General features: G+C 71.6%; 15 protein-coding genes and 1 pseudogene. 6 read left to right on the forward strand and 10 right to left on the reverse strand.

What is annotated here, in order from left to right:
• From ACWGIC_RS39610 to ACWGIC_RS39625, 4 genes are all read right to left on the reverse strand, one after another.
• Positions 1–1,088, reverse strand: a 1,088-nt coding sequence (locus ACWGIC_RS39610) for a hypothetical protein (RefSeq protein WP_452081084.1), incomplete at its 3' end; no start/stop codon positions are given.
• 450 nt (positions 1,089–1,538) lie between these two features.
• Complete coding sequence (locus ACWGIC_RS39615) at positions 1,539–2,183, reverse strand: lytic polysaccharide monooxygenase auxiliary activity family 9 protein (RefSeq protein WP_452081085.1); 645 nt, start codon at positions 2,181–2,183, stop codon at positions 1,539–1,541.
• Between the two features lie 219 nt (positions 2,184–2,402).
• A complete protein-coding gene (locus ACWGIC_RS39620) occupies positions 2,403–3,383 on the reverse strand; it encodes a GNAT family N-acetyltransferase (protein WP_452081086.1) in 981 nt (326 codons plus the stop codon).
• A 41-nt stretch (positions 3,384–3,424) separates the two neighbouring features.
• The gene (locus ACWGIC_RS39625; protein WP_452081087.1) at positions 3,425–4,633 is read right to left on the reverse strand and encodes a cytochrome P450; all 1,209 of its coding nucleotides are present in this window, start codon (positions 4,631–4,633) and stop codon (positions 3,425–3,427) included.
• A 329-nt stretch (positions 4,634–4,962) separates the two neighbouring features.
• On the opposite strand from ACWGIC_RS39625, the gene ACWGIC_RS39630 reads away from it, so the two are divergent.
• Positions 4,963–5,706, forward strand: a complete 744-nt coding sequence (locus ACWGIC_RS39630) for an AfsR/SARP family transcriptional regulator (RefSeq protein ID WP_452081088.1) — start codon at positions 4,963–4,965, stop codon at positions 5,704–5,706.
• Here the strand turns inward: ACWGIC_RS39630 and ACWGIC_RS39635 are convergent.
• The gene (locus tag ACWGIC_RS39635) at positions 5,703–6,587 is read right to left on the reverse strand and encodes a LysR family transcriptional regulator (protein ID WP_452081089.1); all 885 of its coding nucleotides are present in this window, start codon (positions 6,585–6,587) and stop codon (positions 5,703–5,705) included. The genes ACWGIC_RS39630 and ACWGIC_RS39635 overlap by 4 nt on opposite strands.
• Before the next feature lie 132 nt (positions 6,588–6,719).
• Here ACWGIC_RS39635 and ACWGIC_RS39640 point away from each other — a divergent pair, with 132 nt between their 5' ends.
• Positions 6,720–7,421 (forward strand): flavodoxin family protein, encoded by a 702-nt coding sequence (locus tag ACWGIC_RS39640; protein WP_452081090.1) that lies wholly within the window; start codon positions 6,720–6,722, stop codon positions 7,419–7,421.
• 45 nt (positions 7,422–7,466) lie between these two features.
• On the opposite strand, the gene ACWGIC_RS39645 is transcribed toward ACWGIC_RS39640, so the two are convergent.
• Positions 7,467–8,588: an FAD-dependent oxidoreductase gene (locus ACWGIC_RS39645; protein WP_452081091.1), complete on the reverse strand. Its 1,122-nt coding sequence runs from the start codon at positions 8,586–8,588 to the stop codon at positions 7,467–7,469.
• Between the two features lie 79 nt (positions 8,589–8,667).
• Between ACWGIC_RS39645 and ACWGIC_RS39650 the strand changes: the two genes are divergently transcribed.
• Complete coding sequence (locus ACWGIC_RS39650) at positions 8,668–9,363, forward strand: TetR/AcrR family transcriptional regulator (RefSeq protein WP_452081092.1); 696 nt, start codon at positions 8,668–8,670, stop codon at positions 9,361–9,363.
• Positions 9,360–10,523 (forward strand): tyrosine-type recombinase/integrase, encoded by a 1,164-nt coding sequence (locus tag ACWGIC_RS39655; protein WP_452081093.1) that lies wholly within the window; start codon positions 9,360–9,362, stop codon positions 10,521–10,523. The genes ACWGIC_RS39650 and ACWGIC_RS39655 overlap by 4 nt, the downstream gene beginning before the upstream one ends.
• 153 nt (positions 10,524–10,676) lie before the next feature.
• On the opposite strand, the gene ACWGIC_RS39660 is transcribed toward ACWGIC_RS39655, so the two are convergent.
• Together ACWGIC_RS39660 and ACWGIC_RS39665 are read right to left on the reverse strand one after the other, a co-directional pair.
• On the reverse strand, positions 10,677–11,420 hold the full coding sequence (locus ACWGIC_RS39660) for a hypothetical protein (protein ID WP_452081094.1): 744 nt from the start codon (positions 11,418–11,420) through the stop codon (positions 10,677–10,679).
• Between the two features lie 27 nt (positions 11,421–11,447).
• Positions 11,448–12,134, reverse strand: a complete 687-nt coding sequence (locus ACWGIC_RS39665) for a TetR/AcrR family transcriptional regulator (RefSeq protein WP_452081095.1) — start codon at positions 12,132–12,134, stop codon at positions 11,448–11,450.
• Between the two features lie 84 nt (positions 12,135–12,218).
• Here ACWGIC_RS39665 and ACWGIC_RS39670 point away from each other — a divergent pair, with 84 nt between their 5' ends.
• A complete protein-coding gene (locus tag ACWGIC_RS39670; protein ID WP_452081096.1) occupies positions 12,219–13,355 on the forward strand; it encodes an FAD-dependent oxidoreductase in 1,137 nt (378 codons plus the stop codon).
• Positions 13,356–13,397: 42 nt separating this feature from the next.
• On the opposite strand, the gene ACWGIC_RS39675 is transcribed toward ACWGIC_RS39670, so the two are convergent.
• Together ACWGIC_RS39675 and ACWGIC_RS39680 are read right to left on the reverse strand one after the other, a co-directional pair.
• The gene (locus tag ACWGIC_RS39675; protein WP_452081097.1) at positions 13,398–14,333 is read right to left on the reverse strand and encodes an AraC family transcriptional regulator; all 936 of its coding nucleotides are present in this window, start codon (positions 14,331–14,333) and stop codon (positions 13,398–13,400) included.
• Positions 14,334–14,466: 133 nt separating this feature from the next.
• Positions 14,467–15,306 carry an alpha/beta fold hydrolase gene (locus ACWGIC_RS39680; RefSeq protein WP_452081098.1) on the reverse strand — a complete coding sequence of 280 codons (840 nt, stop codon included), beginning with the start codon at positions 15,304–15,306 and terminating at the stop codon, positions 14,467–14,469.
• A gap of 113 nt (positions 15,307–15,419) precedes the next feature.
• Between ACWGIC_RS39680 and ACWGIC_RS39685 the strand changes: the two are divergent.
• Positions 15,420–15,887, forward strand: a pseudogene (locus ACWGIC_RS39685) (anthrone oxygenase family protein); the annotation flags it as partial.
• Positions 15,888–16,002 lie beyond the last annotated feature (115 nt).

The following is a 16,002-nucleotide window of genomic DNA, read 5'->3' on the forward strand; positions in this document are numbered from 1 at the left end:
TCTCCGGCCTGTTCCGCCTTCTCGGTTTTCTCGGCTCCTTCGGCTGCATCGGCTTCGCGAAGCCGATGCAGCTCGTCCAGCTCCGCCTGCTGCGCACTCACCCGAGCGCGCAGTTCCCCCAGTTCAGCGTGCAGAGGGGCTAGCGTTTCGGCGTACGCCTTGGTCGCCTGGCTCAACTGCGCCGCGGACTCGGTGACCCGCTGATCGGCCGCCAGTTGCACGCCCCGCACCCGTTCGTCCGCCTCCGCCGCCTGCTCGCGCAACCGCCGTTCCTGGTCCCGCAACCGGTTTTCGTGCTCCGCGGTCAGCGACGCCCGAAGCTCCTGCTGCGCTTCCGCTGCGGCGCGGCGCGCCTGTTCCAGATCCTCGACGGCCGTCGCTCGCAACGCAGAGATCTCGCGCTGCAACGCCGTGACCCGGTCGTGTGCAGCCGCGGCCTGCTCGAGCGCCCGTTGACGGTTGTTCTCGGCCTCATCCCGGACGGCCAGCGCGGCTTCCTGCGCTTTCCTTGCCGCAGCGGCGGCTGACAGCGCGGTCTCGCGCTCAGCCCGGTCCACTTCGGACTGGTTCTTGGCCTCCGCCTCCGCCTCGCGCGCCTCCTCCGCAGCGGCTATCGCGTGCGCGCGCTCCGCATTCGCCACCCGGGCCTGCTCCAGCGCCTCGTCACGAGCGGCCTCGGCCTCTTCGCGCGCTTTGAGCGCGGCCGCGGTCTGGTCGGTGACGTGCGTGCGCAGCGCGGACAGCTCCGCGTGCAGCGGGTCCAACGCCGACAGCGCCGAACCGAGCTGCTCGTCGAGCGCCTGGGTGTCGAGCTGGGTCATCGGCTGGTCGGGGCCGTAGACGGTCACCCAGATCTCGCGCTGCTCGTCGAGCATCGCGCACGTGACGACCTTCGCGCCCCATCTGCCGTACCGCTCCGGATCGGCCGGGCAGTACGGCGTCGGCCGTCCGCCCTGACGGGGGATCGGCGGCAGCGGCTCGCCGCAGTAGGCGCACCCCGCCTCGTCCCCGGCGGCCAGCGCCCGCACGGTCGCCTCCCGACGTTCCTCCCGGCTCCCGCGCCGGACCGGCGGCCGATTCGTCTCCATCGATGCCCCTTTCTGCAGGTGGGGCCTACTCTACAGTTCTAGTTTTGATACTCAAACACTAGGTATCGGTAATGAAACCTGAACATATGGAGAGGGCTGGGAAGCATTGACTATATGGATAACTGAGATTATTCATATAGTGTCGCCGCAGGTGTCTCCGAGAGCCGCCAGAAGCTGGATGGCGGTGGGCTACCGCCCGGCGACCGGGCGGACGCGCCATGAGGCGGGATGGAAGCATCGCCAGCCACCGCGAACATCTGGGGACGCCATAGCTCAGCGCTCGTCAAAACTCGGCTCTCGATCGACGGCGCCGATCGGGTCGGGAATCCGATCACCTGCACGGTGTGCGGCACGTCCAGGGCGCGGGGGAGGTCGCGCCCTGGACGTGGCATCAGGCAGGCTTGTACTCGTCGCTTTCGCAGAACTTCATCAGGATCCTTGCCGAGGTGATCAGTTGAAGATCACGTCCGAACAGGAGTAGAAGGCCTCGCCGGAGTCGGGCCAGTGGCGCTGCCAGATCGAGTAGATCAGGTGCCTGCCGGTGCGCCCGCCGGGCAGGTTCGCCTGGAGCTGGTAGGCGTTCCCGGCGATCGGCGGGTTGTCCTGCTTGTAGAACGGCGTGTCTTCCAGATCGGACCACTTGAGGGGTTTCGTCGGGTCGTAGCCCGGCTTGGTGACGTACAGCTCGAAGGTGCCCTCGTGCGCGGCGGTCAGCTGGTACTGGAAGGTGTACGGGCCGCTGCCCGGCATGGTGGTCGCCGGCCAGTCGTCGCGGGGCAGGTCGAGCCCTTTGTACTTGTCCCGGCCGGCGCTGCACAGCTTGCCGTCCGGGATGATCTCGCGGCTGCGGCCGCTGGCGTCGCCGATGTTGACCTCGTCCCAGTCGTAGATCGGCCAGCTGTCGCCCGCCGCGACCGCGGCCTTGCACGCGGCGGACTGCGGATTCTCCGGACCCTCCTGGAAGCATTGCATGATCCGGCTGATCGGGTTGCCCATCGAGCCGTGCGCGAGGGCGGGGACGGCGGTGAACACCGAGACCGTGCCGAGCACGGCGGTCAGCATCCCGACTTTGACGGCGGAGCGGGAAAACTTCATCGCAGGGTTCCTCTCATGAGAGGTCTAGACCACATCACGGTAGGTGTCCCGGCGCGCCGGCTTGTAGGCCCGAAAGTCGGTGAAGGCGAGTTCGAGGTTTCCGCACAGCTGACCGAAAGGGGTACGGCTAGCGGACGCAGTCGTGCTGCGTCAGGGAGATCACCCTGGATTTTGTCCTCGCTCGCCGGGGTTTCCCTCTTGACGGCGAACCCCGGCCGTTCACAGCTCCCGGTTCACGACGCTGCCCGTCCGCACCGTCGCGAACCCCAGCCGGTGGTTCACCTCGATCATGTGCGTATTGCCCGCCCCGGTGGCGGTCCAGACCTGCTTCGCCTCCGGGCGGTCCGCGGTGAACCACCGCAGCATCGCCGACTTCATCGCCAAGCCCAGTCCGTGCCCGCGATGCGCGGCGAGCACCGCGGTGTCGCCCTGTTGCAGCCTCTCCGGCAGCAGCGGCCGCGCCTCCATCACCGTCAGGCCCGCGACCTCGCCGCCGGGATCGACCGCGACGACTGCCCGGTGCTCGATCTCCCGCTCGCGGCAGGAGGCTTCGACTCGGCGGACCCGGTCCACAGACCATTCCTGCGCGGCCAGCCCGGAGCCGCCGAGCGGCGCGTCGGAGATGGCGCTACGGGCCTTCGCGTACGTCTCGACAAGGTCGTCCGGAGCCGCACCGGCCCACCGCGCCAGCCGGTACCCCGAAGGCACAGCGACCTCCCACCGCCCGCGGTCGGCTTCGCTCAGCTCCAGGATCTGCAGGACGGCGGAGTGCACGATCCGGAAACCGAGCCCCAGAGCCCAGCTCTCGCCGGGACCGCCGAGCGTGAGGTTCCACCCCTCGATCCGAGTCCGGCCGCGCTCCCGCAGCATCGGTTCCAACGCGTGCAGCAGCTCCGTCCCGATGCCCTGCCGCCGCACCTCCGGGTGCACGTGGATCCGCACGACGGCGAGATGCTCGCCCCCGTCGGCAGGCAGGACCACGATCGCCCTGGCGACCAGCCGGCCGTCGCGGTGCGCGGTCCACACCAGCTGCTCGCCCGACTGGACCTGCGGCGCGCGCAACCCGGAGATCGTCTCCTCGCGCGTCATCGGCGGACGCTCCGGTGAATCCAGCTGATAGGCGGAAAACTGCAGCTCGTGCAGCTCGTCCCAGTCCGCGTCGCTCGCCTGGTCCACGTCGAACAGCCGCACGTCCAGCACAGACGCCCCCCCCGGATCGAAAACCAGCCCCTCCCGGCAATCTACCGCCAATAGAGCGGGGTTTTCCGCCGAACCGAGACCTGGACCGGCAGCGAAGTCAGCCCGCGCAACGTCGCGGTGTCCTCCCAGACCGGGCATCCGGCCAGGGTGAGCGTGATCCCGTTGTCCCGCAAGCAGTCGAAGAGCGTGCGCAGCTGCAGGGTGACCAGCGCGGCGCCGAGGCAGGAATGCGCGCCGCGGCCGAATCCGAGGTGCAGGCCGCGCCGGGGCCGCGGATTCACCTTGTCCGGGGAGGGAAAAACGGCGGGATCGCGGTTCGCGGCGGCCAGCAGCACGATCACCACGTCGCCACGCCGGATGCGCTGGCCGCCCAGTTCGCCGTCTGCGACGCACATCCGGCCGTCGGCCTGGACGGAGCCGTCGAGGCGCGCCAGTTCGTCGGCGAGGTCGTCCGCTCCGTCCGGGCCGGACGCCAGATCCAGCAGGCCCGGCCGGCGCGCCAGCCGAAGCAAAGCGGCCCCGAGAAGGCGGCTTGAGGACTCGTAGCCCGCGTGCAGGACCGCCCGGAGCGAGTTCGCCAGCAGGTCCGCGGAGATGTCTGGACGCAGGCGCCGCGCGCGGCTGGCAGCGGCGACGAAACCGGTCTCGTTCTCGTCGGCCAGCCAGCCGGCTACGAGTTCGCTCAGTTCGGCCCGAGCGCGGTTCCCGGGTTCCGCGCGCGACGGGTCGAGACCGGCGTTCATGCTGCGCACGATGGCGTTGGAGTAACACTCGAACTCCTCGCCGTCCGGCGGTTGCACGCCGAGGTAGCGGCTGATCGTGTCGAGCGCGACCGGGCGGGCGAAACCCCACACCAGGTCGGCCGGGCGGTCGCCGGCCAGCGCGCGCAGCCGGGAGGTCATCGTCGCGCGGAGGTGTTCGGCCATGGCGCGTTGCGGCACTTGGTGCAGCGCCGAGATCAGCAGCCGGCGGATCCCGGTGTGCTCCGGCGGGTCGAGCCGCTGCAGGCTCACCGACGCGGCGGGCACTTCGATCCCGGCGCGGCGGAAATCCGAGGCGTAGCAGGCGGGATCGGCGAGCACCTGGCGTCCGGCGGCGTGCTCGGTGACGACCCAGGAGCCCAGCATTCCGTGCCAGTACACCGGATGCGCCTCGCGCAGCCTGCGGTAGTACGGGTGCGGATCGGCGAGCACGCGCGGGTCGAGCGGCTCGTAGTACGGGTCGTCGGGCGGGTTGTCGTGCGGTGCCAAAACGTCCTCCGGTTTCCCCGGCGAGCACGCCGCGGTCGGGTGGGGGCGGGCGCGTCGCGGCCGGCCCGGTCACGACGCGCCCGCGGTGCGGCTTGCCGGGTCAGTGGACGTACAGCATGGGCTTTCACCTCCCGATTCCTGTTCGCAGCAGCGGAAAAACCGTGCTGGCGCGCCAGCGGCGGGCGAAAGCCGGAGGGCGCGTTCTCGGCGAGGAGCGGCGCTGCCCGGGCCGTCGCCCATCGTGGCCGGGGCGCCTTGTCGAAACCTTGCAGCGACCTTGAAACCGCGGCGGCGGGGCTGGTATCCCGGAAGCAACCCAGGGAGGTTCCGTGCACGGCACCGAGGTCAGGGTTCTCGGAGAGGTCGAAATACGGCTCGGCGGGCGGATTCTCGCTCTGGGCCCGCCGCGTCAGCGCCGGCTGCTGGCGGCGCTGCTGATCCAGCCGAACGTCCAGATCTCGACCGGCGAGCTGATCAGCCGGGTCTGGAACGGCTCTCCGCCGCCGCGCGTGCACAACGCGCTCTACAGCTACGTTTCCCGGCTCCGCGCGGTGTTCCAGGGCAGTGACCGGCTGGTGTTGACGCGCGGGCACCGCGGATACGTGCTGATCGTCGACGAGGACGACGTCGACCTGTGCCGGTTTCGCGGCCTGGTGTCGCGGGCGAGGCAGTCCGGCAGCGATCGGCGGCGGGCGAAACAGGCCTACGAAACGGCGTTGTCGTTGTGCCGGGGCGTTCCGTTCGTCGATGTCGACGCCGCGTGGCTGGTCGAGCTCCGCGCCCGGTTCGCCGGCGAACGGCTCGGCGCGGAGCTGGATCTGTTCGACATCCGCCTGAGGGAAGGCAGGTCCTCGGAACTGCTCGGCCCGTTGAACCACTACGCCGCAGAACATCCGCTGGACGAACGGATCGCCGCGCAGCTGATGACGGTGCTGTGCCGGCACGGCCGCCAGGCGGACGCGCTTCGCCGGTATGCCGGGCTGAGCCGTCGGCTCCGGACCGAGCTGGGCGTCGATCCCGGCGCGCGGCTGGTGGAGCTGCACTGCCGGATCCTGTCCGGGGCGTGTCCCTAACCGGCTGCCCGCAGCAGCAGGTCGCGCAGCGCGAGCGCGACCTCCGACGGGTGCTCGGGCAGCAGGACGACCTGGTCGGCGGTCGTCGACGGCCCGGTCAGCGGGACGATCCGCAGTCCCGGCGGCTGGTGGTCGAGGGCTGATTCGACGGTGATCCCGATTCCGGTCCCGGCGGCGACGTGGGCGGCGATCGCCTGGACGCTGTCGGCGGTCCGGATGATCCGCAGGTCCGCCCCGCTGATCTGAAAGGCGGACAGCAGCCGGTCGCAGAGCCCGCTGTTGATCTGGTGCGGCCAGGTCAGCAACGCGGTCGAGGACAGCTCGGCCGCGCTCAGTTCCGCTTGCCCGGCAAGGGGATGCGCCGCGGGCACCAGTGCGACGAACCGTTCGGCGGACAGCACTCTCGCACGCACGCCGTCGATCCCGCCGGTCGCCCATCCGATGCCGAGCCCGACGGTTTCCGCGCGCAGGGCGGCCAGCTGAGCGGTGGTCGGCATCGGCTCCGGCACGATCGCGACGTCCGGGAACCGCTCGCGCAGTTGCGGCAAGCAGCGCAACAGCACCTGGTGCGCGGTGTACTCGGCGTGGGCGACGACGAGCGTGGTGCGCGTCCGGTCGCCGCCGGCGAGGGAGCGGCCGCGTTGCTGGAAGCGGCGGAGCTGGGCGAGGGTGGCGTGCGCGTCGGGCAGGAGGGCTTCGCCGAGGTCGGTCAGCGAGACGCGGCGGCTGGTGCGGTGGAACAGCTTGCCGCCCAAGGTGTTCTCCAGGCGGCGGACGGCGTCGCTGACCGTCGGCTGTCCGCGGTGCAAGCGCTCGGCCGCACGGCCGAAGTGCAGTTCCTCCGCGACCGTGACGAACGCTTCCAGCTCGATCCTGTCCACCCGGCAAGACTAGCCGGATCGATCGGTTTCACCGATCGCTGGGTGCCGGAGAACGGCGTTGATGGTGTCCGGCGATCGGGATGAGATGGGGTGCAAGCAGGGGATTTCCCCACGACCGGAAGAAGTTTTCGCATGACTGCCAATGCCGTTGACCGCGTCCCCGAAGCGACCGTGACCGTGGTCTGCCATTCGGTGCACGGGCACACCCGCCTCCTGGCCGAACATCTCGCCGAAGGAGCGCGGGAGGTGCCGGGCGTGCGGGTGCACCTCGTCGACCTCCGGCCCGAGGACGTCGTCGCGGGCCGCTGGCACGACGCGGACGCGATGGCGCTGCTCGACCGTTCCGACGCGATCGTCCTCGGCTGTCCGACGCTGATGGGCAGCGTGTCGGCGGTGTTCAAAGCGTTCATGGAGGCCGCGTTCACCCCGTTCACGACGCAGGCGTGGAAGGACAAGCTGGCCGGCGGGTTCACCATGTCCGCGTCGCAGAGCGGCGACAAGCTGACGGTGCTGCAGCAGCTGTCGGTTTTCGCGGCACAGCTGGGCATGCAGTGGATCGGCGTGGGAGACATGCCGGGCAACAACTGGAGCGGCGGCACCCGCGACGACCTCAACCGGCTCGGCTCCTGGCTGGGGCTGATGAGCCAGAGCCACGCCGACCTCGGCCCGGAGGACGCCGGATCGCTCGGCGACCGGATCACCGCCCAGCGGTACGGCGAGCGGATCGCCCGGCTGACGCAGCGGTGGGTCAACGGCGTGCCGTACGAGACCGGGCGGATGACCGAGCACGAGGCCCGCTCGCTGTCCGCGTCGTTGCGGGAGACGGTGGCCTGACCGGCGGTCCCTGGGGTGTGGCACGAGCCCGCACCCCAGGGATTCCTACGTCCCGGCGACGAACTCGGCGAGCAGTCCGTGCGGTGCGTCGGGACCGAACATCTGCTCTTGCAGGTGCGCGCCGTCGGCGGCGGTTTCCGCGGCGCGCGGGAACATCGCCTGCTCGTACTCGGCGAGCGCGGCCTCGACGTCGCCGGGATGCGCGGCGAGGGCGATCCCGAGTTCGGCGCCGTCGAGCATGGCCAGGTTCGCGCCTTCCCCGTTCGGCGGGGCGAGGTGCGCGGCGTCGCCGACCAGCGTCACGCCCGGCACGCGTTCCCAGCGGTGCTCGATCGGCAAGCCGTAGTGCGGCCGGAAGACCGGCGCGGTGTCGCTTCCGGTGATCAGCGTGGTCAGCGCCGTCGACCAGCCCTCGAACTCCGCGGCGATCCGGGCGGTCGCTGCGGCCGTGTCGGCGAAATCGATGCCGTCGAACCATTCCAGCGGCCGGGTCAGCCCGATGTAGGCGTGCAGGGTTCCGTTCCGCTCGCGGTGCGCGGTGATGCCCTGGCCGGGCGCGGGCGCCAGCAGCATTCCGCCTCCGACAGCTTCGGCGGCGGCGGGGAACCGGTGATCCGAGTCGTGCAGGAAGGTCTCGACGGCTGCCGCGCCGGTGTACTCCGGCGTCGCCGGGGACAGCAGCGGCCGGACCTTCGACCAGGCACCGTCGGCGCCGACCAGCAGGTTCGTGGTGACCGTGCTCCCGTCGGCGAAGGCGACTTCGTAGCCGCCGGCGACGGCCCGCACGCCACTGACCTTGTGTCCCCAGTGGACAGTGCCCTCCGGCAGCGAGTCGATCAGCAGCTGCCGCAGCTCGCCTCGGTGGACTTCGGGACGGCCGCCGGTGCCGTCGTCGGGTTGTTTGAACAGCACTGTCCCGTCGCGGCTCAGCAGCCGGATCTCTTGTCTCCCTTCCAGGATCAGGGTGCGGAATCCGGCGGTGAGCCCGGCGGCTTCGACGGCGAGCTGGCCGTTGTAGTCGTGGATGTCGAGCAGGCCGCCTTGGGCCCGGGAGGACGGGGACGGTTCGGCTTCGTAGACCGCGGCCGGGATTCCGCGGACGTGCAGGACGCGGGCGAGGGTGAGTCCGCCGAGCCCGGCGCCGACGATCGTGACGGGTGTGTTCATGACAAAGGCTCCTTCTCGAAAGAGTTCTGGTACGCCATTCCATATTGGAACGGCGCTCCAGATGTGTCAAGATGGACGCATGGCTACGGGGACGCGCCGGGCACAGCGGCGCACGGAGGCGCTCTCTCGCGAACGCATCGTCGAGGCGGCGGTGGAGCTGCTGGACGCGGCGGGCGAGAGCGGCCTGACCTTCCGGGTGCTCACCGAACGGCTCTCCACCGGGCCCGGGGCGATCTACTGGCACGTCGCAAACAAGGGCGAGCTGCTGGCCGCCGCGACGGACGCGGTGGTGGCGGACGCGCTGACGGCGGAGCCGGCCGGGTCGCCGCGGGAGGAGGTGCACGCGGTCGCGCTCGGGCTGTTCTCCGCGATCGACGCGCATCCCTGGCTCGCCGCGCAGCTTCTGCTGCAGTTGTCCCGCAGGCCCGGCGGGCCGGTGACGCCGCGGATCCTCGAAAGCCTCGGCCGCCGGGTCCGCGCGCTGGGCGTGCCCGAGGAGCACTGGTTCACCGCGACGTCGGTGCTGATGCACTACGTCCTGGGCGCGGCCGGGCAGAACGCGGCGAACAGCCAGGTCGCCGAACCGGACGCGGACCGCGCCGCGTTCCTCGCCGCCACGGCGGAAGAGTGGGAGCGGCTGGACCCCGAGGAGTACGAGACCACCCGGGCGATGGTGAGCCAGATGCGCGAGCACGACGACCGCGAGCAATTCCTCGCGGGAATCGACCTCGTGCTCGCCGGCGTCGCGGCGCTGTACCCGGGCGGGCGCGCATGACCCTCGCGCTGACCGACGCCGGGGGAGCGGGCAAGGACGCGCGGGAGCGGTTCGGGGAATTCCTGCGCGTGTACGCGTCGCTCAACACCCGCGTCGCGTACGCGACCGATCTCGGCATCCCGCTCGACTGGGTGCCCGGCTACCAGCCGCCGGACCCGGGACGCCGCCGCGGCCGGGCGAGGCGGACCGATCCGGACGCGCTGGCGTGGCTGCCCTGGTGCCTGCGCAACGGGTTCACGTCGTTCGCCGACGTCCGGGTGGAGCACGTCGAGCAGTGGCTGGACGAACTGGCGCGGGCCGGCTACCGGGACGCGACGCGCGGCCGGATGCTGTCGGCGGTGTCGGCGTTCTACCGGAAGTACCTGCTGCGGGAAGGTCTGGCCGGCCACAATCCCGCGGCGCTGGTGGACCGGCGCGCCCAGCATCTCAACCGGCCGTCCGGCGTCCCGTCGCAGACCGCGCGCTGGTCGTTCGACGCCTGCCGGGCGTTGCTGCTCGCGGCGTGGCTGCTGGTCGAGCACAGCCGCAACGGCCTGCGGGACCGGGCGATGGTCGAGATCCTGATCGGCACCGGGGTGCGCGCGGAAGAACTCGTCGGCGTCGATCTGAGCGACTACCGGCGTCCGACCGCGGGCGGCTTCGGCGTGCTTCGCGTGCACGGCAAGGGATCCAAGGACCGCGAGGTCGCGCTGGCCGCACCGGTGGCGGACGCGCTCGACGCCTACCTGGCGGACCGGGTCTCGCCGCAGGTCCCGGCGCTGCGCGGACAGGTCGGCGCGAAGCGGGCCGAGCCGCTGTTCGTCACCAGCACCGGCGCGCGGGTGCACGTTTCGCACGTGACGGCGTTGCTGCGCAGGCTGTGCGCGACGTTCTGCCAGCCGCCCAAGACGGCGCGGCTGCGGGAAGTCCTCGAAACCGCCGAGGCCAGGTTCGTCGCGACGCACCTGGAGCCGTTGTGCGACACCATCCACCCGCATTCGGCGCGCCACTCCTACGCGACGCACGCGATCGAGCGAGGGGTCCCGCCGCGCCAGGTGCAGCGCGATCTCGGGCACTCCGCGCTGTCGACCACGGAGGGGTATCTCCACGACGAGAACGCCATCCGGGATTCCGCCGCGCACGAGCTGGCCCCGGCGTTGCATCGCGGCTGGCTCGGCTGACGGCTTCGAGCAGCCGAGCCCTCGCGGCTCAGACCATTCCCTGTAGGCGAGTCCGACGAGCTGTGCCCCAGCGTGGCGGCCGCGTTGTCCTGGACCAAGTTCGCTCGGCAACTCTCCGCCGCGTCGCCGCATCCGGTCCTGCCGCGGCAGCGGTCAAGCCTCGATGAACGGTTCGGTGCAGAGCGTGCAGGTGATCGGCCCCAGCTCCAGGATCGACCGGGCCGCGCGGATCCGGCGCGGCGGTTCGCACCGGCAGATCGCCGCGACGTAGTTCGGTCCGCCGCGGTGCGCGCCGCGGCCGTCGACCGGGGCGATCACCACCGGCGGCAGGAGCGGTTCAGCCGCCTCGTCCGGCGTTTCCGGGTCGTCCGGCGGGGCGGCGACGGCGCGCCGCGCGACCTCCTGCTCGGTGTGCCGCCACACGGTCAGCGCGGCTTCGAGATGGGCGAGTTCTTCTTGGTACGCCTCGAGAGTCGCGGGGAGCGCGGTGGTCGCTGACCAGCCGATCCGGTCCGCCTGTTCGGCGCGCAGGCCGAGTTCGGCGGCGAGCGCGGCGAAGCGTTTGTTGTGGTAGCGGCCGTCGCTGACGTCGACGATGTCGCGGGTGGCGGCGAGTCCGTGCGCGGCTTCGTGCAGCGTGGTGGAGAGGATCTCGGCCGCGCCGCGCCGCAGGCCTTCCGCGCCGAGGAAGAACTCGGCGCGCGGTTCGACGCCTTCGCCGACGTGCCAGCGCGACCGCGCGAAATGGCCGTGGATCTCGGTGGCGGTGCCCATCGTTCCGGAGGCCAGCACGAGGATCGCTTCGGGGACGTCCGCGTGCCGCCGGCGGATCTCGGCCCAGAGCCGTTCCATCGCGTGCATGACGCGGGTCGTCGGGCCCAGTGCGGCGGTGTCCATGCGGCTATCTTCCCGCTTAAGCGGTAACTAGCCGAGGGAGAGCCCGGAGAGCACCCGTTCGAGGCCGGCGGCGAAGACGGCGTCGCCGTCGGGGTGGACGGCATCGCGGGCGGTGCGGAGAAGGGTGGGGTAGCGGCCGGTGTCGAACATCCGCTTCAGGTACGGCGCGGCGGCGCGGTGCCAGCCTTCCTCGTCGAGGCCGGTGTCGTTGACGAGCCGGCGCTCGCGGATTTCGCTGCGCACGGCTCCGGTCACGTAGGAGTGCACGGTGAACACCGTGATCATGGCGTCCTCGATCGGGCCGGGACCGGCCGCGGCGGCGAGCGACGCTTCCAGGTACGCGAGCGCGTTCGGGCCGAGCCCGGGCCGGCCGCCGATCAGGTCCGCGAACCATTCGTGCCGCTGGACGGCCGCGCGGCAGCCGTGGGCGAGCGCGCGCAGCGCTGCCAGTCCTTCGGTGTCCGGGTCCGGCAGCGGAATTTCGCCGTAGACGGCGTCGGTCATCAGGTCGAGCAGTTCTTCTTTGGTGTCGAGGTAGCCGTACAGCCGCATCGGCCCCGCGCCCAGCGCGGCCGCGACCTTGCGCAGCGACACCGCTTCCAGCCCGCCTTCGTCGGCGAGCGCGCAGGCGGTCTCGACGATGCGGGCGCGGCTCAGCGGCGTCGGCGCCGCGCGCGCCGGCGGTTCGGGCCGTTCCCACACCACTTCGTTCATGCTCGCTCCTTTTTCAGGTGACAGTACCGGGGTGCGTTCGATACAGTGTATTTTGTCAATACAGTGTATCGAGGGGATGTCATCATGCGAATCGTCATTGCCGGGGGCGGGCTCGGCGGCCTCACCTGCGCGCGGGTGCTGAAGGCGCACGGCATCGACGCCGTGGTCTGCGAGCGCGACGCCGGACCGGATGCCCGGGTGCAGGGCGGCACGCTGGACCTGACGGTGACCGGAGGCCAGTGGGCGCTGCGCGAGGCCGGCCTGGAGGACGGCTACCGCGCGATCGCGCGCCCCGAGGGCCAGGACATGGTCCTCTACGACTCCGCGGGGACTCTGCTGCGGCAGGAAGTCACCCCGGACGAGGGCGAAGAACGCTGGGGCCGTCCCGAAGCGGACCGGCCGGCGCTGCGGAAACTGCTGCTCGACGCCCTTCCGGAAGACACCGTCCATTGGGGACGCGCGGTCGCTCGCGCGGAACCGCTCGGCGACGGACGGCACCGCGTCCATCTGTCCGGCGGAGAAACCCTGGAATGCGATTTCCTGATCGGCGCGGACGGCGGCCGGTCGAAAATCCGCCCGCTGCTCACCGACGCGGAACCGGCGTACTGCGGCGTGCACGGGATCGAGATGGTCATCCGCGACGCGGACCGGGCGCACCCGGCGGCGTCGGCGCTCGTCGGGCGCGGCAGCTTCTCCTCGCTGGGCGATCAGCAGGTCCTTTCCGCGCAGCGCAACGGAGACGGCACCATCCGGGTGCACATGGCGTTGCGGTGCGGCGAGGACTGGCCGGAGACGTCGGGGATCCCGTTCGACGACCCGGATCGCGCTCGCGTCGCGTTGAAGGAGCTGTACGCCGGGTGGCCGGCGGAGTTCCTGGCGTTGCTGGACGCGACGTCCGGGCCGATGCTGGTGTACCCGCTGACCGCGTTGCCGATCGGATTGCGCTGGGACAGCACGCCCGGGGTGACGCTGCTCGGCGACGCGGCGCATCTCATGTCGCCGTTCGCCGGGCAGGGCGCGAACCTCGCGATGCGCGACGGCGCGGAACTCGCCCTGAACCTCGTCGAAGGCGGGGAGGTGCGGAAGTTCGAGGAGGCGATGTTCGACCGCGCCCAGCCGGCGGCGCAGATGTCCGCGGACAACCTGGAGCTGTTCCTGTCCGACGGCGCGGGCGAGAAGGTGCGGCGGCTGTTCGCGCGGATGTTCGGGGAGGAGGACTGACCTGCCCGGCTCCGTCGTGAGCCCCTTCCTCACGCCGGGTGCTCAGGCCGGTTCGCGCAGCCGGTAGTGCTGCGGGCTGCGCCCGTACTCCCGCTTGAACGCGGCGCTCAGCGCGAAGGGGCTGCGGTAGCCGACCTGCCGGGCGATCGCGGTGAGCGTCGCGTCCGGTTGCTGGCGCAGGAGATCGGCGGCGAGAGCGAGCCGCCAGGTGGCGAGGTAGGTCATCGGCGGCTCTCCGACGGCGTCGGCGAACCGGCGGGCGAGCGCGGCGCGGGAAACACCGGTCGCGCCCGCCAGGCCGGCGACGGTCCACGGGTGCTCGGGCCGGTCCTGCAGCAGGCGCAGGGCGTGGCCGGCCACCGGGTCGCCGTGCGCCCGGTACCAGGCGGGCGCGCCCGGGCGGTCGAGCCATTCCCGCAGCACGCGCACGAGCAGGAGGTCCAGCAGCCGGTCGAGGACGGCTTCCTGTCCGGGGACGTCGCGCTCGATTTCCTCGGCGAGCATCGCGACGAGGGGGTTCGGGGCGGTTCCGGCGCGGGCGGTGACGACGTTCGGCACCGCGGCGAGCAATCGGCGCGACACCTCGCCGACGGCCGGGTAGGTGCCGGTGAGCAGCACCGTCGGACCGTCCGCGCCGGCGCCCCAGGTGCGGACGCCGAATTCGGTCAGGTCGGTGAGATGGCCGCCGTCGGGCGTGACGCACTCCTGCCCCGGCCGGATCACCGCTTGCGGCGGCGTCGCCGGATCGTCGGCGACGAGGTACGGCTCGGGTCCGCGGACGACGGCCACGTCGCCGACGTCCAGGCGGACGGCCTCGGCGTCGTCGGGCACCAGCCAGGCGTCGCCGCGGACCACGGCGAGCACGGTCAGCGGCGCTTCGTCCTCGATCCGCAGCGACCACGGCGGGCGCAGAACGGACCGGAGCAGGAACGCGCCGTGCGCGCGGGGTCCTTCGAGCAACGCGGTGAGCGGGTCCACCTGCCGAGACTAGCGCTGCGGCGCGGGAAAACCTGGCGGTCCGGAGGTGTCGTGCCAGGCAACACTGCCGGATGCGCCGCGTACCGGGCGGGCGCCTCCCGACGCAACGTCCACACTGGACAGTGCTTTCCGTTCAGACGGCCAGCATCGCCGCGGCGATCTCCTCGACGGCGGCGTCCGGGATCGCGCTCGCGGCGTCTTCCAGGACGACCAGCCGCGCGCCGGGGATCTCGCGGGCGAGGGCTTCGCCGTTGCCGACCGGGAAGAACACGTCCCGGCGGCCGTGCAGCACGAGGGCGGGGAGCGCGAGTTCCGGCAGGCGTTCGCGCCACCGCGGCGCGCAGTCGAGTTTGGAAAACACCAGGCCCATCTGGTTGGCCATCTGAACGACCGGTTCGGTGCTGGCCGCGCGGTCGAAGACGCGGGCGGCGACGGTTCGGGCCGTGCCTGGGTCGTTGCCGAGGATCGCGGCGGTGGCAGCGGCGCGTTCGGCCACGGCGGCGCGGTCCGACCAGCCGGGCATCGGCAGGGCGAACAGTTCGTGCATGGCTGTCGCGTCGTGCTCGGGCAGGTCGGGGTCGACGGGGCCGGGCGCGACGGGGCGGGTTCCGTACAGGGTCAGGGCGGAGAACGCGCCGGGGTGGTCCAGCGCGGCGACTTGGGCGACCATTCCGCTGACCCCGATCCCGGCCAGGTGGGCGGGCCGGTCGTCGAGTTCCCGGGCGAGGGCGGCGGCGTCGACGGCGAGGTCGCGCAGCGTGTAGGCCGGGGCGTCCGGATCGAGAGTGGTCGAGACGCCTGCGTCGCGGAGGTCGTAGCGCACGACGTGCCGTCCGCCGCGGGCGAGTGCTTCGCACAGCGCGTCGGGCCAGGACAGCATCGTGGTGCCGCCGGCGAGCAGGACCAGGGGCGCGGCCGGGTCGCCGAAGTGCTCGGCGCCGAGAGCGACGCCGCTGGGGAGAGTGTGCTGCATGGGGGCCTCCTGGTGAGACGGTCGCGCATGGTTCCGAGCGGATAAGCGATGGATCGTCTCGCGGTATGCGGGTTGACTGAGGTGCGTTGGGGCACAAGACGGAAGGCAAAACGATGGTGATCGTTTCCAAGGCGGTTCTCGTGGCGGCGGTGGTCGCGGCAGGGCTGCTCGCGGGGTTGTTCTACGCGTACACGGTGTCGGTGATGCCAGGTCTCGCCCACGCGGACGACCACACGTTCGTGACCGCGATGCGCCGGATCAACGTCGCCATCCTCAACGGCTGGTTCATGCTGTCGTTCCTGGGCGCGCCGCTGCTCGCGGTCGCGGCGGTGGTCCTGCACTTCACGAGCGGCGCGCGAGGCGGGTTGCCGTGGCTCATCGCAGGCGCCGCGCTTCTGGTGGCGGCGGTGGTGGTGACCGGCGCGGTCAACGTGCCGATGAACAACGCCCTCGACGCGGGCACGGCGGATTTCGCCGCGCTGCGTGCCCAGTTCGAGGGGCCGTGGGTGCGGTGGAACGTGGTGCGGACGGTGCTGTCGACGGGCGGATTCGGGTGTCTCGTCGGTGCTGTGGTGGGCCGGGGGGCGCGCCCCCCCGCCCCCCCCCGGGGCGGCGGCGGCCCCCGGGCAGGGGACGTGTTGGCCATTGTTTTGGGGCGGGCGGCACGCCCGGGGGGTGTGGATTTAAAAAAAAAAC

The sequence above is a fragment of the Amycolatopsis sp. NPDC054798 genome (assembly GCF_053611505.1).